This is a genomic window from Microbacterium profundi (genome assembly GCF_000763375.1).
Taxonomy (GTDB): domain Bacteria; phylum Actinomycetota; class Actinomycetes; order Actinomycetales; family Microbacteriaceae; genus Microbacterium; species Microbacterium profundi.
Map to the genome: position 1 here is coordinate 363,229 of NZ_JPSY01000001.1, position 19,276 is coordinate 382,504.

Consider the following 19,276-nt stretch of genomic DNA (forward strand, 5'->3'; position numbering starts at 1 on the left):
GGATGTACGCGATCGCGAACGGCTCCTGGAGCACTGCCTTCACCGTGGTGCTCCCGGGGCGCCGGTCAGGCCCTGTCACGGGGACCCTCGTCGTCGGACTTCGACTCAGAGGCCGGCTGGGTGTCTTCTGCGGCCTCCTGCGAATCGGCGGGCGCAACCGGCGTCGACGGCTCCACTCGCTCACCGTAACGCGGAGCAGAATCCGCTCGCGATGCGGCGGAGTGCCCATCTGGCGCCGGATCCGCCGGGCGCGGCGGAATCACGTGCCCGCCGATGCGCTCCCCTTCGGCACCGTCGCGCACTGCGGTCGTCTTCTCCGACCCCGCCTCGACGCGCTCCCCGTACCTGGGCGGCTCGTCGAGATTCACCGGGGGCTTGACCACGGTCGTGCGCTGATCGCCGACGACCTCGCGCGCCTTCGCCAGCGACGTCGGCAGCACCGTCACCTCGTAGTGGTCTGCGGCGAGCTGTGTGACGCTCGCGAAATCGCGGCGACGGCGCACGATCGCATACGTGATGAGGCTCATGATCATGCCGAGAGCGACGCCGATGAACACGAATCCGACGAAGAGCTGGATGGGTGCATCGGGGTTGCCGATCACGAGGATCGCCGAGAGCAGCAGACCGATGAGCACGCCGTTCACGGCGCCGGAGCGGGCGGCCGCTGCGTATCCGAGCCGGCCGGTGATGCGCTCGATCGTGCGCACGCCCTGTCCCACGATCGCGATGTCGCGTGCGGGTACCTCACCGGCGATCAGTTTCGACACCGTCTTCTGCGCTGCCTCGTAGTCGCGGACGGACGCGACGGTCTCCCCCACGGCTTTACCGGCGGCTGGGCGGTTCAACATGCTCATGTGCCCATTGTTCCACGCGGTGCCCTGACAAGCCCGCGATCCGCAGGTCGGAGGCTACGCTGGGAGCGTGAGCACACAACGGGTTTTCGTCGCGCGCCTGGCCGGGTGCGCAGTCTTCGACCCCGTCGGCGACCGGCTCGGCAAGGTCCGGGATGTCGTCATCGTGTACCGAAGTACGGCCTCCCCGCGCGTGATCGGCCTCGTCGTCGAGATCCCGGGCCGCAGACACGTGTTCATGTCGATCGGACGGGTCACCTCGATCCGGTCGGGACAAGTACTCACCACCGGTCTCATCAACGTGCGCCGTTTCCAACCCCGCCCCGGCGAAGTCCGCGTGCTCGCCGAGTTGCTCGGTCGCCGTGTCGAGCTCGCCGACGGCACCGGCAGTGCGGTCATCGAAGACGTCGCGATCGAGCCCAACCGCCTGGGCGAGTGGAACGTCAGCCAGCTGTTCCTGCGCAAGCCGAAGACCAGCGCCTCACCGTTCGCCAAGGGACCGACGACCTTCGCCGCATGGAACGAGGTCGCAGAGAAGCGCGCGCCTGGCGAGTCGCAGTCCGCCGAGCAGCTCGTCGCCTCGTACTCCGAACTGCACGCCGCCGACCTCGCGACGACTCTGCTCGATCTGCCGCAGCAGCGCATGATCGAGGTGGCCGGCGAGCTGCCGGACGACCGTCTCGCTGACGCGCTGGAGGAGATGCCCGAAGACGAGCAGGTGCACATCCTCGACGGCCTCGGCGACGAACGCGCCGCAGACATCCTCGACCAGATGGAGCCGGACGACGCGGCCGACCTGCTCGCGCAGCTGCCGAAGACGCGCCTCGAGCAGCTGCTCGGACTCATGGAGCCGGAGGAGGCCGAAGACGTCCGCACGCTGCTGCGCTACGGACCCGACACTGCCGGTGGTCTGATGACGACCGAGCCCATCATCCTCTCCGCGGACGCCACCGTCGCCGAAGCCCTCGCCCTGATCCGCCGCCATGAACTGCACCCGGCACTGGCCGCAGCGGTGTTCGTCACTCTTCCGCCGTTCGAGACGCCGACCGGTCGGCTGCTGGGCGTCGTGCACTTCCAGCGGATGCTGCGCTACCCGCCGCACGAGCGTCTCGGCGCGATCGTGGACGAGACGATGGAGCCGATCTCGGTGACGGCATCCGCCATCGACACGGCCCGTCTGCTGGCGAGCTACGACCTCGTCTCCCTCCCCGTCGTGGACGCCGCCAACCGCCTCGTCGGCGTCGTCAGCATCGACGACGTGCTCGACTATCTGCTGCCGGATGACTGGCGCACCCAGGACGCCGACGAAGACGCAGTGGCAGAAGGAGGCGCGCGATGATGGCCAGGGCCGACCGCTCCGCGCTCGACGCTCCGCTCGGACGCGGATCCACGCGCCAGCGACCCACCTCCCGAGACCGCTTCGGCCGGTTCACCGAATGGGTCGCCCGTGCCATGGGCACACCGGCGTTCCTGCTGATGCTCACGCTGTTCTGCGTTGCATGGATCCTCTGGAACACGCTGATGCCGGATCCGTTGCGCTTCGATGCCGCCGCGCTGGGCTTCACCGCTCTGACTCTGATGCTCTCGCTTCAGGCGTCGTACGCCGCTCCCCTCATCCTTCTCGCACAGAACCGTCAGGACGATCGCGACCGGGTGCAGATCGAGCAGGACCGCCAGCGCGCCGAGCGCAATCTCGCAGACACCGAGTACCTCGCCCGCGAGATCGTCGCGCTGCGCATGGCGCTCGAAGAACGCAACAATCAGGCCGTGACGCGGGATGTCCTGCGCGCGGAGCTCAAGTCGCTCCTGGCCGATCTCGACGACGAGCGTGAGGACGATTCCGCCGCGGGCAATGGTGCCGCCCCCACCCGGAACAGTCCGCGCACATGAGCCTCGCAGAACGCGTGCGTCAGGCGGTCGCCGCAGTGACCGATCCCGAACTGCGGCGGCCGATCGGTGATCTCGACATGCTGCGCGAGATCACCGTCGTCGACGAGCATGCCCAGGTCGGCATCGCATTGACGATCGTGGGATGCCCGGCCTCGGACCGAATCGAGAGCGACGTGCGCCGTGCCGCAGCATCCGTCGTGGGCATCTCCGACGTGACCGTCGAGCTCGGGGTGATGACGCCCGACGAGCGCAAAGCGCTCACCGAGAAGCTCCGGGCGGGCAGGCCGGCGCGGCAGATGCCGTTCGGCCCCGACTCGCTGACACGCGTCATCCTCGTCTCCAGCGGCAAGGGCGGCGTCGGCAAATCGACCGTCACCGCGAATCTCGCAGTGGCACTGGCCGCACAGGGTCTCGCCGTAGGTCTGGTCGACGCCGACGTGCACGGGTTCTCGATCCCCGGGCTGCTCGGCATCCCAGCCGGCACGCAGCCGACCCGTATCGACGATCTGATGCTGCCGCCGGTCGCGCACGGCGTGAAGACCATCTCGATCGGGATGTTCCTGCGCGACGGCGAAGCGGTCGTCGCCTGGCGCGGCCCGATGCTGCACCGCACAGTGCAGCAGTTCCTGACCGACGTGCACTTCGGCGACCTCGACGTGCTGCTCATCGACATGCCACCCGGCACCGGCGACATCGCGATCTCGATCGGCCAGATCCTCCCGCACGCCGAGGTCCTCGTCGTCACGACGCCGCAGGCGGCGGCATCCGATGTCGCGATCCGCAGCGGGCTGGTGGCCAGGCAGACCGGTCAGCGCGTGATCGGCGTGGTCGAGAACATGGCGGCCTTCACGCTGCCAGACGGAACCGTCGTCGATCTGTTCGGCTCCGGCGGGGGCGTCGAGGTGGCCGCCGCGCTCTCGGTCCCCACGTCCGGCGCCGACCAGAGCGCCGAGGTTCCGCTGCTCGCCTCGATCCCGCTCAGCCCTGCTCTGCGCACCGGCGGCGACAGGGGTATTCCGGTTGTTCTCGGGGACCCGGCGGACGCTGCGGCGCAGGCGATCCAGTCCCTGGCCGATACGATCGCACACCGGGGCCGTGGGCTCGCAGGCAGATCGCTGCCGATGTCGCTGTCGTGAAGAGATGTCGCTGTCGTGAAAGAGATGTCGCTGTCGTGAAAGACTCGTGACGTGACCAGCGCCCCCTCTCCCCGCTCCATGCGCGTCGATCCGGAACTGCTCCGGGGCATGTCCGCCGACGCGACCGTCTACTCGCTGACCCGTCCGCTCGCACTCATCGCGTACACCGCGCTGATCGCCGCCTTCGTCCTCAACGCCATCGTGCTCTCGATCGTCAGCGGAGTCGACGAGGAGCAGACGACCACGCTGACCTGGACGCTCGTGGCGATCGCGGCCTTCGTCGTCGCGTCGATCCTGTTCACACGCGCTCAGGTGCGCAGGGCCATCATGACGGCGATGCCGTCCGGCTCGACGGTGGGGGTGAGTCTGGGTGACGAGACGATCACGCTGTTCGCGAAGAACGGCGTCTCCGACATGGCCTATTCCACATTCCGCGCGGTGCGCGTGGGCAGGCACGCGGTGATCCTGCTGCTTCGCGGCGCCTCCATCGTCACAGCCGTGCCACGAGCCCTGCTGAGCGACGCGGACATCACGCAGCTCAAGGCGAAGATCTGAGTCAGGTCGCCTCGAGGTCGAACGGCGGAGGCGCCTCGCTCGTGAACGCCGGGCGCACCATCGGCGAACGCGGCGGGTCGAGCAGAGGCGTCGCGGCACTCGCCGCCACTGCGGCGGTGCCTGCTGCCGCCGAAGCGGTGCCTGCTGCCGCCGAAGCGGTGGCTGCTGCTCCGGAGGGCGCATCGTCCATCAGCGCGTCGCGGATGATCCTGCGGGGGTCGTACTGACGCGGGTCGAGCTTGCGCCAGTCGACGTCGTCGATCTCCGGACCGATCTCGTCGCGCATCTTGCTCTTGGTGTCGCGGAGGTACTCACCAGCTCTGCGGACGAATCCCGCGAACGTCTCTGCCGCCTTCGGCAGGCGCTCAGGACCGATGATGACCGCAGCGATCACACCGATGAGCAGAAGCTTCTCGAAGGTGAGACCGAAATCCATGTACACAGGCTACTACTCGCCGCGCCTGCCTCGCTCTGGTAGCGCTTGCGAATACTCTGGGCAGAGCAGCAAATCCATTGGGAGCAGGGTCATGAGCGAGAACGACGCGAACGCACGCTACATCCGCGAGGCCATCATCGAGCCCGCCGCGATCGCGCGTGCTCGATCGCACGCGCTCGAGCTGGGCGCGGCGCCGGTGAGCCCGGCCATCGGCGCTCAGCTGGCATTGCTCGCCGCTGCCTCCAACGCCCGCTCGATCGTCGAGATCGGCACCGGCGCAGGTGTCTCCGGGCTCTGGCTGCTGCGTGGCGCACCGCAAGCCGTGCTCACGTCGATCGACAATGAGCCGGAACATCTGGCCGCTGCACGTCGCAGCTTCAGCGAGGCCAAGATCGCACCGACCAAGGCACGCTTCATCACCGGCCGCGCCTCCGATGTGCTGCCGCGCATGAACGAGGCCTCGTACGACATCGTCCTGGTCGACGCCGACGCGGAGAACGTCATCGAGTACGTGGAACACGGATTGCGACTTGTGCGTACCGGCGGCATCGTGCTCGTCCCCCGCGTTCTCGCCGGCGGCAAGGCAGCCGACCCGGTTCAGCGCGACGCCGTCACGAGCGCGTACCGCTCGCTTGTGCAGGAGACCCAGGAGTCCCCCGCAGTGCTCGCCGCGATCTCGACCGTCGGCGAGGGCCTGCTGCAGCTCGTCAGCATCCACAGGGACTGACTCCGACAACCACGAAGGGGCGACGGATCGATGATCCGCCGCCCCTTCGAAGTGAAATCGGAAGTCAGCTCACGACGCCTGCCAGCACGTCGTGCAGCTCCTTCGCTTCGGCATCGTTCACGGAGACGACCAGACGGCCGCCACCTTCGAGGGGAACGCGCACGATGATGAGTCGCCCCTCCTTCACGGCCTCCATGGGTCCGTCTCCGGTCCTCGGCTTCATCGCTGCCATCGTGACTCCTTTTCCTCCGGTGGTATGCATCAAGTTTATCGGTATGCTTCCGCCTCGGTGCGCACGGCGGAAGAATACGTCATGAACGCGAGGTCACGGGACCTGCCAGTACGTGTTCCCGAGCGCATACATGTGGTAGATCCACACCCACTGGCCGAGAAGACACAACGCCAGCACGCTCAGCCGATACAGCCGTGACCGAGGCACCGCGACGGCTGCCCACAGCGGTGTGAGCGGCATCAGCAGCCGGAACGTGCTCGACTGCGGGAAGAAGACCGCGAGCAGGTAGAGCAGATAGCTCGCGCTCCACAGTCGCAGGTCGACCCCGATCCTGCGTACCTGCGGCGCGAACAGCAACGCGGCAGCACTCCCGCCGACGAACATCAGCAGCACGACCGGCCCCCACCACGCGGGCATCCCCCACTGGGCGAACCAGAACTGCGCGGCCTGCCACCAGCCCTCGAACGGGATGAAGCCTTCGGCGTCGATCCCCCAGTTGCGACGCCAGCTGAGCTCGGTCGCGAGGTATGCGCCGGGATCTCCTGTGACGAGGCCGGCGATCGTCTGCCATGCGAACCCGGTCGCCGTCGCCAGCGCACCGAGCGCGATGATGTGGACGACCTCGCGTGGCGGCAGCGGGTCCGCGCGGCGGCGCACCCACCTCAGGATGCCGTAGAGCCCGAGATACAGTGCGAAGGCGAGCACGCCAGGACGGGTGAACGCCATGAGCACGACGACGAGGTAGAGCCAGCCGAATCTGCGCCGCGCGAGAAGATCGAGCGCGATCAGCAGCAGCAGCACGAACAGCACCTCGGCGTAGCCCACCTGGAACAGCGCCGCCAACGGCCCCCATGCGAAGAATGTCGCAGCCCACAGCGCCGCCGAGTCGCCGATGCGGCGATGCAGCAGCCGGTAGAGCATCACGCACGCGAAGAAACCCGCGACGAGCGAGATCAGCAGCGCACCGGCACCCCAGGATCCGAACGGCATGCCGATGATCTGCGCCGCGTATGCGTAGAGCGGCATGAACGCCCAGGCGTTCTCGGCGACCTGACCGGACTCCGTCAGCGGCAGGACGGACGGATACCCCTCCCACGCGACCAGCCAGTACCACTGCGCGTCCCAGCCGAGGATGAAGCTCCCGATGGTGGCGTCAGCGCCGAAGCGCGAGCCCGGACCGGACAGCTCGGCGGCGATGGCCAGGAATCCCGTGGTCACCAGACGTCCGAGAACGTAGATGACCGCGATGCGCAGGATGACCGGGATGTTCGCCCACCGCCGCGCGGCCGTGATCACGGCGCGGTGAGCCACGCCCGCAGTCCGTGCTCCACCGCGTCGATCTGGGCGAGCGGCACTCGTTCCTCGTCGTGGTGCGCGAGGTGCGGATCGCCGGGCCCGTAGTTGACAGCGGGGATGCCCATGGCGGAGAAGCGCGCGACATCCGTCCATCCGTACTTGGGTCGCGGCTCGGCTCCGACGGCAGCGACGAACTGCTGGGCGATCGGGGCATCGAGGCCGGGCCTGGCGCCCTCGGCGGAGTCGGTGATCTCCACCTCGAACCCCTCGAGCACGCCGTGCACGTGCGCCGCGGCGTCCGCGGCGGTCTTGCTCGGCGCGAACCGGTAATTGATCTCGACCTCGCAGAGATCCGGGATCACGTTGCCGGCGACGCCGCCGACGATGCGGACCGCGCTGAGGCTCTCGCGGTAGGCGAGCCCCTCCACCGTGACCTCCTTGGCACGGTACTCGGAGAGGCGGGAGAGGATGGGCGCTGCGCGGTGGATCGCGTTCTCGCCGATCCACGCGCGCGCGCTGTGCGCGCGGACGCCGTGGGTGCGCACGATCGCGCGGAGGGTGCCGTTGCATCCGCCCTCGACCTGGCCGTTGGACGGCTCACCGAGAATCGCGAAGTCGGCCGCGAAGAGGTCGGGACGATCGGCTGCGAGCAGGTTCAGTCCGTTGAGGGATGCGGCGACCTCTTCGTTGTCGTACCACATCCAGGTGATGTCGACCACGGGAGCGGTGAGTTCGGCGGCGAGCTTGAGCTGCACCGCCACGCCGCCCTTCATGTCCACGGTGCCGCGTCCCCAGAGGTACGGAGCACCGTCGATGTCGACCTCGCGCGTAGGCACGTTGTCGTTGATGGGGACCGTGTCGATGTGACCTGCGATCACGACGCGCTGCGCGCGGCCCAGGTTCGTACGCGCGACGATCGTGTTCCCGTGCCGGATCACCTCGAGGTGATCGTACGGTGCGATGGAGGCCTCGATCATGTCGGCCAGCGCAGCCTCATCGCCGGAGACGCTGGGGACGTCGCAGATCGCGCGGGTGAGATCGACGGATGAGGCGGTCAGATCGAACAGCATGCCCTCCAGCGTAGCCTTCGCGCCGATGTGCATTCGGAAGTTCGGTAGCGTTGGTGCCATGAGCAACGCGCGCACCGTCTGGGGTATCGGCCTGACCACGATCGCCGGCGACGGCACTGTCCTGGATGCCTGGTTCCCCGAGGTCTCCGCCGGCGACCTCGACGCTGCGGATGCCGCGGCAGCCGCCATGACCTGGGAGGCGCTGGCAGGGGCCGACGACCGGCGCAACGTGCGCACCGAACCCGTGCAGCTGCAGGTCGATCTCGACCAGGCTCCGGCTTCCACTGCCGACGCGTATCTCCGGCTGCACGCGCTGTCGCACCTCGTGGTGCGCCCGAACGAGCTCAATCTGGACGGCATCTTCGCGCATCTGCCGAACGTCGCGTGGACCACGGCCGGCCCGATGCTCCCGGCCGATGCCGCGCGGCTGCGTCCGCTGCTGCAGCGCCACGGCATCCAGGTGCAGGGCCTGGACAAGTTCCCGCGGCTCACCGACTACGTCCTGCCCGCCGGCGTCCGCATCGCCGATGCCTCCCGCGTGCGCCTCGGCGCATACCTCTCGCCCGGGACCACCGTGATGCACGAGGGCTTCGTCAATTTCAACGCCGGCACTCTCGGCGCCTCGATGGTCGAAGGCCGCATCTCACAGGGCGTCGTGGTCGGCGAAGGCAGCGACATCGGCGGCGGCGCATCCATCATGGGCACGCTCTCCGGCGGCGGCAGCGTACGTGTCTCGATCGGTGAGCGCACCCTGCTGGGCGCGAACGCGGGCCTCGGCATCGCTCTCGGCGACGACTGCATCCTCGAAGCCGGGGTGTACCTCACCGCCGGATCCAAGGTCGTGCTGGTCGACGGTCCGAACACGGCCGACGGCGGCAAGCGCGTCGTCAAGGCCGCAGAACTGTCCGGGGGGAACGGCCTGCTGTTCTGGCGCAACTCGGTCTCAGGTGCTATCGAGGCGAAGCAGCGGACGGGTGTCGGCGTCACGCTGAACGAGGCACTGCACGCCTGACAGACGCGCCAGAACGGCGTGCATGCAGCTTCGGGCATGCATCCCTGGTAAGGTGGAAGAGTTGTCCAGATCGACTTGAGGCAACTGCGTCGTCGTCACGGGGTCTTCCCAGACCGTAGCGAGCTCAACAGCTCCTCCACCAGTTGGCGTTTCGAACGGCGAACCTCTGCGCACTTCCTGTGCGCGGTCGCCCATCACACGAATCAGACGCGATCACACGCGTCATGGAGTACTTCTATGCCTACCTTCCTCGAACTCGGCGTGCCAGCGCCCCTCGCTTCGGTCCTCGCCGCTGAAGGCAAGACCGAGGCGTTCGCCATTCAGCGCGACACGCTTCCCGACTCGCTCGCCGGACGCGACCTCCTCGGTCGCGGCCGCACCGGCAGCGGAAAGACCATCGCCTTCGCGATCCCGCTGGTGGCGAGCCTGATCTCCTCCGGCCGCAAGAGCCGTCCCGGCCACCCCCGCGGCCTGGTGCTCGCACCGACCCGCGAGCTCGCCACACAGATCGCCGCCGTCGTCGCGCCGCTCGCCGAGGCCGTCGGCCTCCGCGTCACCACCGTGTTCGGCGGTGTCAGCCAGCGTCCGCAGGAGCAGGCGCTGCGCAGCGGCGTCGACATCGTCGTGGCCTGCCCCGGCCGCCTCGAAGACCTCATGAAGCAGAAGGTCGTCTCGCTCGATTCGGTCGAGGTGGCGGTGCTCGACGAGGCCGACCACATGGCCGACCTCGGCTTCCTGCCCGGCGTGACCCGCATCCTCACCGCGACCCCGGCCGGCGGCCAGCGTCTGCTCTTCAGCGCGACGCTCGACCGCGGCATCGATTCGCTCGCCAAGCGCTTCCTCTCCAACCCGGTCAGCCACGAGGTCGACGAGTCCAGCGTTCCCGTCGGCGAGATGACCCACCGTGTGCTCGTCACCACTTCGACCGAGCACAAGACGGGCCTCGTCCGCGATCTCGCCTCCGGCACCGGTCGTCGCATCCTCTTCACCCGCACCAAGCACCAGGCGAAGAAGCTGGCCAAGCAGCTCACTGCCGCCGGCATCCCCGCTGTCGACCTGCACGGCAACCTGTCGCAGAACGCACGTGAGCGCAACCTCAGCGCGTTCTCGGCCGATCCGGCCGACGGTGGCGTGCGCGTGCTCGTCGCGACCGATGTCGCCGCGCGTGGAGTGCACGTCGACAACGTCGACCTGGTCGTCCACGTCGACCCGCCCATGGAGCACAAGGCGTACCTGCACCGCTCAGGCCGTACCGCACGCGCGGGTGCCGCAGGCACCGTCGTCACCGTCGTGCTGCCCGAGCAGCGCCGCGATGTGAAGGATCTCCTCCGCAAGGCCCAGATCACTGCAGCGTTGGAAGACGTCAACGCGGGCATCGTGACCGAGCTGGTCGGAGAGCGCGCCGCACACGTGCGTCCTGCTCCCCCGCAGCCGGTGCAGCAGCAGCAGCCGAAGAAGGCCAGGCAGCCGCAGCAGAGCGGCGGACCTGCCTCCGGTTCGCCGGCGCGCCGTCGCCGGCGTCCGCAGGGCCAGGGCAGCCAGGGCCAGTCCGCGGCTCAGGGCGACAGCCAGCGCTCCGGGCAGCAGGGTCAGCGCTCGCGCGGCCTGCAGGTCGGCCAGCGCGTCGACACGCGAGGCTCGCGCCGCGCACAGGGCGGCGGATTCCAGGGCCGCTGAGCCCCGCCAGCACCTGCCTCACCGCACATGCGAAAGGCCCCGAACTCCTCTGGAGAGGATTCGGGGCCTTTCGCGTACGCGCCTCAGCGGATCGGGAACTGACGCTCCGGAGACCCGGTGTACAGCTGCTGCGGGCGGCCGATCTTGGTCTGCGTGTCGAGGTTCAACTCGCGCCACTGCGCCAGCCACCCCGGAAGGCGGCCGATCGCGAACAGCACGGTGAACATGCGCGTCGGGAAGCCCATGGCCTTGTAGATCACGCCGGTGTAGAAGTCGACGTTCGGGTACAGACGACGTTCCTTGAAGTAGTCGTCCGCGAGGGCGAGCTCTTCCAGTTCCTTGGCGACGTCGAGCAGCGGGTCGGTGACGCCGAGCTCGCGGAGGACCTCGTCGGCGGCTTCCTTGACGAGCTTGGCGCGAGGGTCGTAGTTCTTGTAGACGCGGTGCCCGAAGCCCATCAGCTTCACGCCGTCTTCCTTGTTCTTCACGCTCTCCACGAAGCGCGAGACGCTCTGACCGGAGTCGCGGATCTGTCCGAGCATCGTGAGGACGGCCTCGTTCGCGCCGCCGTGCAGCGGGCCGGAGAGCGCCTGGATGCCGGCGGAGATCGACGCGAACTGGTTCGCTCCGGTCGAGCCGACCATGCGCACGGTCGAGGTGGAGGCGTTCTGCTCGTGATCTTCGTGCAGGATCAGCAGCAGCTCGAGCGCCTTCGACATGACCGGATTGATCTCGTAGGGCTCCGAGTGCACGCCGAAGTTGAGCTTGAGGAAGTTGTCGACGAAGCTCAGCGAGTTGTCCGGGTAGAGGAACGCCTGCCCGACGCTCTTCTTGTGCGCGTACGCCGCGATAACGGGCAGCTTGGCGAGCATGCGCACCATGTTGAGCTCGACATGCTCGGGATTGTTCGGGTCGGTCTGGCCCTCGTAGTAGGTCGAGAGCGCGGCGACAGCCGACGACAGCACCGACATCGGGTGAGCCGTGTGCGGCAGCGCCGAGAAGAAGTGCTTCAGATCCTCATGCAGGAGAGTGTGGCGACGGATGCGGTCATCGAAGTTCGCCAACTCGTCAGCGGAGGGCAACTCGCCGTAGATGAGCAGCCAGGCGACCTCGAGATAGCTGCAGTTCTTCGCGATCTGCTCGATCGGGTAACCGCGGTAGCGCAGGATGCCCTTGTCGCCGTCGATGAACGTGATCTCCGACTTGGTGGATGCCGTGTTCACGAAGCCGTAGTCGAGGCCGGTGTATCCGGTCTGCTTCGTCAGCGTCGAGAAGTCGATGCTGTCGTTGCCCGCCGTGCCACGAAGTACTGGGAATTCCGCTGTGGTTCCACCGATCGTGAGAGTCGCCTTCGCCTGCTGATCTCCCGCTGCACTCACGCGGTCCTCCTTGTACGTTGACTCGACCTGTCGATCTGATTCGCCGTTGGTCGAACTATCGAGCGGCGATGCATGGCGCTGCGCGCCTGGCCGGATCTCGACCGAATCGCCTTTACAGCCTAGTCGTCGTATCGGCCTACTGTGACATCCGCCAAGAGATGGCGAGCGGTTACCGTGGGAACCTACAGAGAAGCTCCGCGCAACCGCGCTGCCCCTGCTGCGACCCGCTCGAGCGGCGCCGTCAGAGACAGCCGCACGTGCTGACCGGAATCGGCGCCGTAGAACGGACCCGGTCCCGCCAGGATGCCGAGGTCGGCGAGGCGCCCCATCGACTCCCAGGCATCCTGGCCCTCGGTCGCCCACAGATACAGTCCTGCTTCCGAGCCGTCGATCCGGAACCCGGCCGCCTGCAGCGCGGGGCGCAGCAGGTCGCGCCGTGCGCGATAGAGCTGCTTCTGCGCGGCGACGTGCGCGTCGTCCCGCAGTGCCACCGTCATGGCCTGCTGCACCGGCGCCGGCGGCATGAGTCCGAGGTGCTTGCGAGCGGTGAGCAGATCGCCGACGACGCGCGCGCATCCGGCGACGAAGGCGGCACGGTAGCCGGCGAGGTTCGACTGCTTGCTGAGCGAGTAGACGCTGAGCAGGTTCTTGCGCGAACCGTCCGTCACACGGGGATCGAGCACCGAGGGCACCGGCTCTTCGGCCCACTGGCCGTCCCACCCGAGCTCGGCGTAGCACTCGTCGCTCGCGAGCACAGCACCCAGCTCACGGGCGCGACGCACGGCGACCGCGAGCTCTTCGACCGTCCAGGTGCGTCCGTCCGGATTCCCGGGGGTGTTGATCCAGATGAGCCGCGCACCCTCGGGCCAAAGAGCAGGATCGTCCTCGGCGACCGGCGTCGCGCCCGCGACGCGCGCTCCCACCTCGTATGTCGGGTACGCCACGCGTGGGAACACGACGATGTCCCCCTCGCCGAGTCCGAGCAGGGTGGGAAGCAGCGCGACCAGTTCCTTCGAGCCGATCGTGGGCATGACGTTGTCGACCCTCAGGTCCGGCACACCGCGGCGCCGTGCGTACCAGTCGACGATCGCCTCGCGCAGTGCAGGAGTGCCGACGGTCTGCGGGTATGCGTGCGCGTCGGTCGCGTCGGCGAGCGCCTTGCGGATGATCTCGGGCGTCGGGTCGACCGGAGAGCCGATCGAGAGGTCGACGAGACCATCCGGATGCTGTGCTGCGCGCTCTCGGTAGGAGACGACCGCATCCCAGGGGTAATCGGCCAGGTCGTGGACGCCCACGCTCCGCTACTCGCCCTGCGGGGGAAGAGCGGCGATGATCGGGTGGTCGTACTTGATGACGCCGATCTTGGCCGCGCCTCCAGGAGATCCGACCTCGTCGAAGAACTCGACGTTCGCCTTGTAGTAGTCGGCCCATTCCTCAGGCAGGTCGTCCTCGTAGTAGATCGCCTCGACGGGGCACACCGGCTCGCACGCGCCGCAGTCCACGCATTCGTCGGGGTGGATGTACAGCGATCGCTCGCCCTCGTAGATGCAGTCAACGGGGCACTCGTCGATGCAGGCACGATCCTTGACATCGACACAGGGAAGAGCGATCACATACGTCACGCCTTCAGTCTACGGCCCGTCGGCTGTGGTCCGCCTCGGCAAGCGCTTGAGGTTCGGCCACGCGATCACGAGCAGCGCGATGCCGGCGACGAGATAGATCCAGATCTGCCCTATCGGCGTGTTCGGCACGATGACGGAGCCCCCGGGACCCGGACCGGAGATGATCATCACCATCCCCAGCATCCCGAGCGCCGTTACGACAGTCGCTCCACGATCGTGCGTCAGTGCTCGCACCGCGATGAGCAGCGCCGCGCATGCGATGGCCGCCACGATCATCCCGACCGGGATCACTCCCCACATGAGGCTGTGGGCGATGGTTCCCGCGGTCCCGTACACGACGCCGACGAGCGCGGCGGCGAGCCAGGCGAGTCCTCGGGAGATCCAGTTCGGCACTCCCCCACTTTACGCGTTCGCACCGTCGGGCCGAACACGCCTCAGGCGGCCCAGCCGACCAGACGCAGCAGCGCCGCGACGGCCGCCGCCGCGATCACCACCACCAGGAATGATTGGCGCAGGTACAGCAGCCCCGCGGCGACCAGAACGGCGGGGATCCGGGCGTCGACCACGACCGCCTGCCCGCTCCCCAGCGTCTGCACCGCGACGAGTGCGGCAAGCAGCGCGACCGTCAGCAGGTCGGAGATCCGCGCGGGACGCGGTGCCTCGAGATAGTGGGCGGGGATCAGATAGCCGAACGTCTTCAACGCGACGCAGATGCAGGCCGCGAGCAGCACGGCGCTCCAGACGCTCACGTACTCACCTCCGTCGCCGTACCGGATGATCGGACGTCGTCACGCCCCAGCCAGTTGAACCAGCCGACCACGATCGCGACGACAGCCGCCACCAGCACCGGCAGTCCTGGCATCATGACGGGCGTGAGGGATGCTGCGATCACCGCTGCGGCCACACCGACGGCGATCGCCTGCCGCTGCTTCAGCCGCGGCCACAGCAGCGCGAGGAAGGCGGCAGCGGCCGCGGCATCCAGTCCCCAGGACTTGGGGTCACCCAACACATCGCCGAGGAGTGCACCGAGGAGCGTCGTGATGTTCCAGCCGATGAAGACGCCGAGTCCCGTGACCCAGAAACCCAGCCGGCTCAGCGCGGGGGTCGCCTGCGAGATCGCGACCGCCGTGGATTCGTCGATCGTCACCTGCGCCGCGGCGGTGCGGCGCCAGAAGCCGCTTCCGATGATCGGCGACATGCGCATGCCGTAGGCGAGGTTGCGCACGCCCAGCAGGGCGGCAGAGGCGATCGCCGATGGCAGAGCCGCCATGCCGCCCGCACCGAACACGCCGATGAACGCGAACTGCGACCCGCCCGTGAACATGAGAAGGCTCAGCACACTGGTCTGCCAGATGTCGAGTCCTGATGCCACCGCGAGGGCACCGAACGAGATGCCGTAGGCGCTCGTGGCGACGGCGACGCCGAGCCCCTCGCGCCAGACCTCGCGCCGCTGTGACATGGATGAATCCCGTTCGCTTCAGTGAACACCTGACGACCATTCTGAACACTTCGGCCCCGCTAGTCAAAGCGAACGATCGTTTGGCATACTGAACGCATGGAAGATCTGGGATCGCGCATCGGACGAGCGCTTCGCCGCGAGCGCGAATCCGCCGGCATCAGCATCTCCGAGCTGGCGCGGCGCGCAGGCATCTCGAAGGCGACGGTCTCGCAGCTGGAGAACGGCACAGGCAACCCCAGCGTCGAGACCCTGTGGGCCCTCGGCGATGCGCTCAGCATCCCGTTCGCCGTCCTCGTCGACCAGCAGGCGCACGCGCCGACGCTGATCCGCGCAGACGAACTCGACGCAGTGCCGTCTGCCGCGGCGCCGTACAGCGCGACGCTTCTCTCCGCGAGCCCGCCAGGGGCCAGGCGCGACCTCTACGTGATCCGGGCCGAGCCGGGCGAACCGCGACGCTCGATGCCGCACCACAACGGCACTACCGAGCACGTCATCCTCATGACCGGTGCTGCCCGGATCGGCCCTGCTGACGCTCCGGTCGATCTCTCCCCGGGTGACTACCTGTCGTATGCGGGCGATTCACCACACGTGTTCGAGGCGCTCGAGCCCGGCACGAGCGCTGTGCTGATCTCGGAGCTCCGCTGAGCAGCATCCGTCTCGCCGTCATCCCGCGCGCCCGCCTGTCTACGGCGACGCCCCCTCTGCGCATCGACGCCCCCTCGGTCAGACGTGGCTGAGAGGGGGCGTCGGCGGCCGAAGGGGGCGTCAGCGCGAAGGGTTACGCGTTGGCGTCCTGACGCTTCAGGCGCGACGTCTCACGACCGCGCACGGTCGCGTCGAGGTTGACCTTGCGGATGCGAACGACCTCGGGAGTCACCTCGACGCATTCGTCGTCACGGGCGAACTCGAGGCTCTCCTCGAGGGTCAGCTGGCGCGGAGGCGTCATCGACTCGAACGTGTCGGAGCTGGCTGCACGCATGTTGGTGAGCTTCTTCTCCTTGGTGATGTTCACGTCCATGTCGTCGGCGCGCGAGTTCTCGCCGATGACCATGCCCTCGTAGACCTCCTGCGTGGGCTGGACGAAGAACGACATACGCTCCTGCAGGGCGATCATCGCGAACGGGGTGACGACACCCTGACGGTCGGCGACGATCGAGCCGTTCTGGCGCGTGGAGATGTGTCCTGCCCAGGCGTCGTAGCCGTGCGAGATCGCGTTGGCGATTCCCGTGCCGCGCGTCGTGGTGAGGAACTCGGTGCGGAACCCGATCAGACCGCGCGAGGGCACGATGAACTCCATGCGCACCCAGCCGGTGCCGTGGTTGATCATGTTGTCCATGCGGCCCTTGCGGGCCGCCAGCAGCTGCGTGATCGCGCCGAGGTACTCCTCGGGAGCATCGATCGTGAGGTGCTCGAACGGCTCGTGCGTCTTGCCGTCGACCTTCTTGGTGACCACCTGCGGCTTGCCGACCGTGAGTTCGAAGCCCTCACGGCGCATGTTCTCGACCAGGATGGCGAGGGCGAGCTCACCGCGGCCCTGCACCTCCCAGGCATCGGGGCGTCCGATGTCGACGACCTTGAGCGAGACGTTGCCGATGAGCTCACGGTCGAGGCGGTCCTTCACCATGCGGGCGGTGAGCTTGTGTCCCTTGACCTTGCCCATCAGCGGCGAGGTGTTGGTACCGATCGTCATCGAGATCGCAGGATCGTCGACGTGGATCTGCGGCAGCGGGCGCACATCTTCGGGGTCGGCGATGGTCTCACCGATCGTGATGTCCTCGAAGCCTGCGATGGCGACGATGTCGCCGGGAGCGGCGGACTCGGCCGGGTAGCGCTCGAGCGCACGGGTCTTGAGCAGCTCGGTGATGCGGGCGTTGCTGGTCGTGCCGTCTGCACGGACCCAGGCGACGGTCTGGCCCTTCTTCAGCGTTCCGTTGAAGACGCGAAGCAGTGCGAGGCGGCCGAGGAACGGGCTGGAGTCGAGGTTCGTGACCCAGGCCTGCAGCGGGGCTTCGTCGTCGTAGGACGGTGCCGGGATGTGCTCGAGGATCGCGCCGAAGAGCGGCTCGAGGTCGTCGTTGTCCGGGAGCGAGCCGTTCTCGGGACGGTTGCGCGAGGCTGCACCGGCACGACCGGAGGCGTAGACGACCGGCACGTCGAGCAGTGCGTCGACATCGAGGTCGGGCACGTCATCGACCATGTCCGAGGCGAGCCCCAGCAGCAGGTCGTGCGCCTCCTCCTCGACCTCGGCGATGCGAGCGTCAGGACGGTCGGTCTTGTTCACCAGAAGGATGACCGGCAGCTTCGCCTCGAGCGCCTTGCGCAGCACGAAGCGGGTCTGCGGCAGCGGACCCTCGGAGGCGTCGACGAGCAGCACGACACCGTCGACCATGGAAAGGCCGCGCTCGACCTCGCCGCCGAAATCGGCGTGACCCGGGGTGTCGATCACGTTGATCGTGATGTCCTGCCCGTTCGCGTGCACACCCTTGTAGGTGATCGCGGTGTTCTTCGCGAGGATCGTGATGCCCTTTTCACGCTCGAGGTCGTTCGAGTCCATGGCGCGTTCGTCCACGTGCGCGTGCTCGCCGAACGAGCCCGTCTGGCGCAGCATGGCGTCGACGAGCGTGGTCTTGCCGTGGTCGACGTGCGCGACGATAGCGACATTGCGGAGGTCAGAGCGAAGGGCGTGCGCCATGCAAGTTTCCTAAAAGGGAGGGGAAATGCCGGGATGCCGACGGTCCAGGATATCGCACGATCGCTGATCACTCTCTGAGCGTGCATACGAACGCTCCCGTAGCATCAGACTGTGACCCTTCGACGAGCTCAGGGATCGACGGATTCCTTCTCCGCTGCACCTTCGCGTGCGCGCATCTGGTGGGAGATCGCCATCGTCCTCGCGCTCGGCCTCGGCGAATCCGCCGTCTACTCGATCGTGCAGCTCGCATACCGGCTCACCGACTCCACACCGCTCGCGGATCAGACCACGGCGCTCAACCCCTCGCGCAGCGATCGCGAGATCTTCGATCTCATCTACCAGGTGCTCGGGATCGCCTTCTCGATCGTGCCGGTGCTGCTGGTCTGCTTCCTGCTGTGGCAGGCCTCGCGCCCGCACCTCGGCAGGCTCGGACTGGATGGCACACGGATCGGCCGCGACATCGGCCGCGGCATCCTGCTCGTGCTGGCCATCGGCATCCCGGGACTTGCGCTCTACGTCGGCGGACGGATGCTGGGACTCTTCGTCGCCGTGAACGCCGGCAGCCTCGACAACTACTGGTGGACGGTGCCCGTCCTGCTCCTCTCCGCGGCGCGCGCGTCACTCATGGAGGAGTTCGTCGTGCTCGGGTATCTGTTCTTCCGCCTGAAGCAGCTGGGCTGGAGCATCTGGCCGATCATCATCGCGACCTCTGTGCTGCGAGCGAGCTACCACCTGTACCAAGGGCCGGGAGCGTTCATCGGGAACCTCGCGATGGGTCTGCTGTTCGGCTGGCTCTTCGCCCGAACCGGTCGGCTGCTGCCGTTCCTGGTGGCGCATTTCCTGATCAACGCCGCCGCGTTCGTCGGCTACCCGTGGGCCGCGGCGACGTTCCCCGCCGTGTTCGGCCTGCCCGGCTGAAGTCAGTCGAACAGGTCGCTGAGCCAGCTCTCGCGCTTGCGGGGTCGACCGTGACCATCCCGGTCATCGCGGCGATGACCGTCGTAGCGCGGCTGCTCGTACGCCGGCGGGGCGTTACGCTGCTCACGGTCTCGGCGCTCCGACGTCGGCGGAGCGTAGGACTGCGGCTGCGGAGGCGTGACTGAGCGCTCGATGATCTTGTCGAGCTCACCACGGTCGAGCCAGACACCGCGGCACTGCGGACAGTAATCGATCTCAATACCGCTGCGATCGGTCATGACGAGGGTGGAACCATCAGTAGGACATTGCATGAGCCGACACAAC

The 19,276-nt window shown here is 67.7% G+C and carries 22 protein-coding genes; 9 read left to right on the forward strand and 13 right to left on the reverse strand.

The annotated features are described in order from the left end of the window. Window positions 1-65 precede the first annotated feature (65 nt). Window positions 66-854, reverse strand: coding sequence for a general stress protein (locus JF52_RS0101710; RefSeq protein WP_234001392.1), 789 nt, complete (start codon window positions 852-854; stop codon window positions 66-68). A gap of 67 nt (window positions 855-921) precedes the next feature. Between JF52_RS0101710 and JF52_RS0101715 the strand changes: the two genes are divergently transcribed. The 4 genes from JF52_RS0101715 to JF52_RS0101730 are packed head-to-tail and all read left to right on the forward strand — an operon-like array spanning window position 922 to window position 4,432. Beyond that, window positions 922-2,190, forward strand: a complete 1,269-nt coding sequence (locus JF52_RS0101715; protein ID WP_033104790.1) for a magnesium transporter MgtE N-terminal domain-containing protein — start codon at window positions 922-924, stop codon at window positions 2,188-2,190. Next, entirely contained in the window at window positions 2,190-2,741 is a 552-nt protein-coding gene (locus JF52_RS0101720) for a DUF1003 domain-containing protein (RefSeq protein WP_033104791.1), read from the forward strand. The genes JF52_RS0101715 and JF52_RS0101720 overlap by 1 nt, the downstream gene beginning before the upstream one ends. After that, window positions 2,738-3,877, forward strand: a complete 1,140-nt coding sequence (locus JF52_RS0101725) for an Mrp/NBP35 family ATP-binding protein (RefSeq protein ID WP_033104792.1) — start codon at window positions 2,738-2,740, stop codon at window positions 3,875-3,877. Before JF52_RS0101720 ends, JF52_RS0101725 begins: the two co-directional genes overlap by 4 nt. 51 nt (window positions 3,878-3,928) lie before the next feature. Further along, window positions 3,929-4,432, forward strand: a complete 504-nt coding sequence (locus JF52_RS0101730) for a YcxB family protein (protein ID WP_152594794.1) — start codon at window positions 3,929-3,931, stop codon at window positions 4,430-4,432. A gap of 1 nt (window position 4,433) precedes the next feature. On the opposite strand, the gene JF52_RS0101735 is transcribed toward JF52_RS0101730, so the two are convergent. Continuing rightward, complete coding sequence (locus tag JF52_RS0101735; RefSeq protein WP_033104794.1) at window positions 4,434-4,868, reverse strand: Sec-independent protein translocase family protein; 435 nt, start codon at window positions 4,866-4,868, stop codon at window positions 4,434-4,436. A gap of 91 nt (window positions 4,869-4,959) precedes the next feature. On the opposite strand from JF52_RS0101735, the gene JF52_RS0101740 reads away from it, so the two are divergent. Then, the gene (locus JF52_RS0101740) at window positions 4,960-5,595 is read left to right on the forward strand and encodes an O-methyltransferase (RefSeq protein ID WP_033104795.1); all 636 of its coding nucleotides are present in this window, start codon (window positions 4,960-4,962) and stop codon (window positions 5,593-5,595) included. Between the two features lie 64 nt (window positions 5,596-5,659). Here JF52_RS0101740 and JF52_RS16725 read toward each other — a convergent pair whose 3' ends face one another. From JF52_RS16725 to dapE, 3 genes are all read right to left on the reverse strand, one after another. Next, complete coding sequence (locus JF52_RS16725; protein ID WP_084595462.1) at window positions 5,660-5,827, reverse strand: DUF3117 domain-containing protein; 168 nt, start codon at window positions 5,825-5,827, stop codon at window positions 5,660-5,662. Between the two features lie 93 nt (window positions 5,828-5,920). Continuing rightward, the gene (locus JF52_RS0101745) at window positions 5,921-7,138 is read right to left on the reverse strand and encodes a hypothetical protein (RefSeq protein ID WP_033104796.1); all 1,218 of its coding nucleotides are present in this window, start codon (window positions 7,136-7,138) and stop codon (window positions 5,921-5,923) included. Further along, complete coding sequence (dapE, locus tag JF52_RS0101750; RefSeq protein ID WP_033106175.1) at window positions 7,120-8,193, reverse strand: succinyl-diaminopimelate desuccinylase; 1,074 nt, start codon at window positions 8,191-8,193, stop codon at window positions 7,120-7,122. Before dapE ends, JF52_RS0101745 begins: the two co-directional genes overlap by 19 nt. A 58-nt stretch (window positions 8,194-8,251) precedes the next feature. Between dapE and dapD the strand changes: the two genes are divergently transcribed. Together dapD and JF52_RS0101760 are read left to right on the forward strand one after the other, a co-directional pair. Further along, a complete protein-coding gene (gene dapD / locus JF52_RS0101755) occupies window positions 8,252-9,205 on the forward strand; it encodes a 2,3,4,5-tetrahydropyridine-2,6-dicarboxylate N-succinyltransferase (protein ID WP_033104797.1) in 954 nt (317 codons plus the stop codon). Window positions 9,206-9,442: 237 nt separating this feature from the next. Beyond that, on the forward strand, window positions 9,443-10,882 hold the full coding sequence (locus JF52_RS0101760) for a DEAD/DEAH box helicase (RefSeq protein WP_084595464.1): 1,440 nt from the start codon (window positions 9,443-9,445) through the stop codon (window positions 10,880-10,882). A gap of 83 nt (window positions 10,883-10,965) precedes the next feature. Here JF52_RS0101760 and JF52_RS0101765 read toward each other — a convergent pair whose 3' ends face one another. From JF52_RS0101765 to JF52_RS0101790, 6 genes are all read right to left on the reverse strand, one after another. Further along, a complete protein-coding gene (locus JF52_RS0101765) occupies window positions 10,966-12,261 on the reverse strand; it encodes a citrate synthase (protein ID WP_084595466.1) in 1,296 nt (431 codons plus the stop codon). A gap of 182 nt (window positions 12,262-12,443) precedes the next feature. After that, window positions 12,444-13,556: a succinyldiaminopimelate transaminase gene (dapC, locus tag JF52_RS0101770; protein ID WP_033104798.1), complete on the reverse strand. Its 1,113-nt coding sequence runs from the start codon at window positions 13,554-13,556 to the stop codon at window positions 12,444-12,446. Window positions 13,557-13,562: 6 nt separating this feature from the next. Beyond that, a complete protein-coding gene (fdxA, locus tag JF52_RS0101775; protein ID WP_033104799.1) occupies window positions 13,563-13,883 on the reverse strand; it encodes a ferredoxin in 321 nt (106 codons plus the stop codon). A 9-nt stretch (window positions 13,884-13,892) separates the two neighbouring features. After that, window positions 13,893-14,276 (reverse strand): hypothetical protein, encoded by a 384-nt coding sequence (locus JF52_RS0101780; RefSeq protein WP_052166677.1) that lies wholly within the window; start codon window positions 14,274-14,276, stop codon window positions 13,893-13,895. Window positions 14,277-14,317: 41 nt separating this feature from the next. Next, window positions 14,318-14,632 (reverse strand): AzlD domain-containing protein, encoded by a 315-nt coding sequence (locus tag JF52_RS0101785; protein ID WP_033104800.1) that lies wholly within the window; start codon window positions 14,630-14,632, stop codon window positions 14,318-14,320. Continuing rightward, window positions 14,629-15,342: an AzlC family ABC transporter permease gene (locus JF52_RS0101790; RefSeq protein ID WP_052166678.1), complete on the reverse strand. Its 714-nt coding sequence runs from the start codon at window positions 15,340-15,342 to the stop codon at window positions 14,629-14,631. The genes JF52_RS0101785 and JF52_RS0101790 overlap by 4 nt, the downstream gene beginning before the upstream one ends. A gap of 96 nt (window positions 15,343-15,438) precedes the next feature. Here JF52_RS0101790 and JF52_RS0101795 point away from each other — a divergent pair, with 96 nt between their 5' ends. Further along, window positions 15,439-15,987, forward strand: a complete 549-nt coding sequence (locus JF52_RS0101795; protein ID WP_033104801.1) for a helix-turn-helix domain-containing protein — start codon at window positions 15,439-15,441, stop codon at window positions 15,985-15,987. A gap of 133 nt (window positions 15,988-16,120) precedes the next feature. Here the strand turns inward: JF52_RS0101795 and typA are convergent, their stop codons facing one another. Then, on the reverse strand, window positions 16,121-18,034 hold the full coding sequence (gene typA, locus JF52_RS0101800; RefSeq protein ID WP_033104802.1) for a translational GTPase TypA: 1,914 nt from the start codon (window positions 18,032-18,034) through the stop codon (window positions 16,121-16,123). Window positions 18,035-18,145: 111 nt separating this feature from the next. On the opposite strand from typA, the gene JF52_RS0101805 reads away from it, so the two are divergent. Next, window positions 18,146-18,952: a CPBP family intramembrane glutamic endopeptidase gene (locus JF52_RS0101805; RefSeq protein WP_033104803.1), complete on the forward strand. Its 807-nt coding sequence runs from the start codon at window positions 18,146-18,148 to the stop codon at window positions 18,950-18,952. 2 nt (window positions 18,953-18,954) lie between these two features. Here the strand turns inward: JF52_RS0101805 and JF52_RS0101810 are convergent, their stop codons facing one another. Then, window positions 18,955-19,263, reverse strand: a complete 309-nt coding sequence (locus JF52_RS0101810; protein WP_033104804.1) for a TFIIB-type zinc ribbon-containing protein — start codon at window positions 19,261-19,263, stop codon at window positions 18,955-18,957. Window positions 19,264-19,276 lie beyond the last annotated feature (13 nt).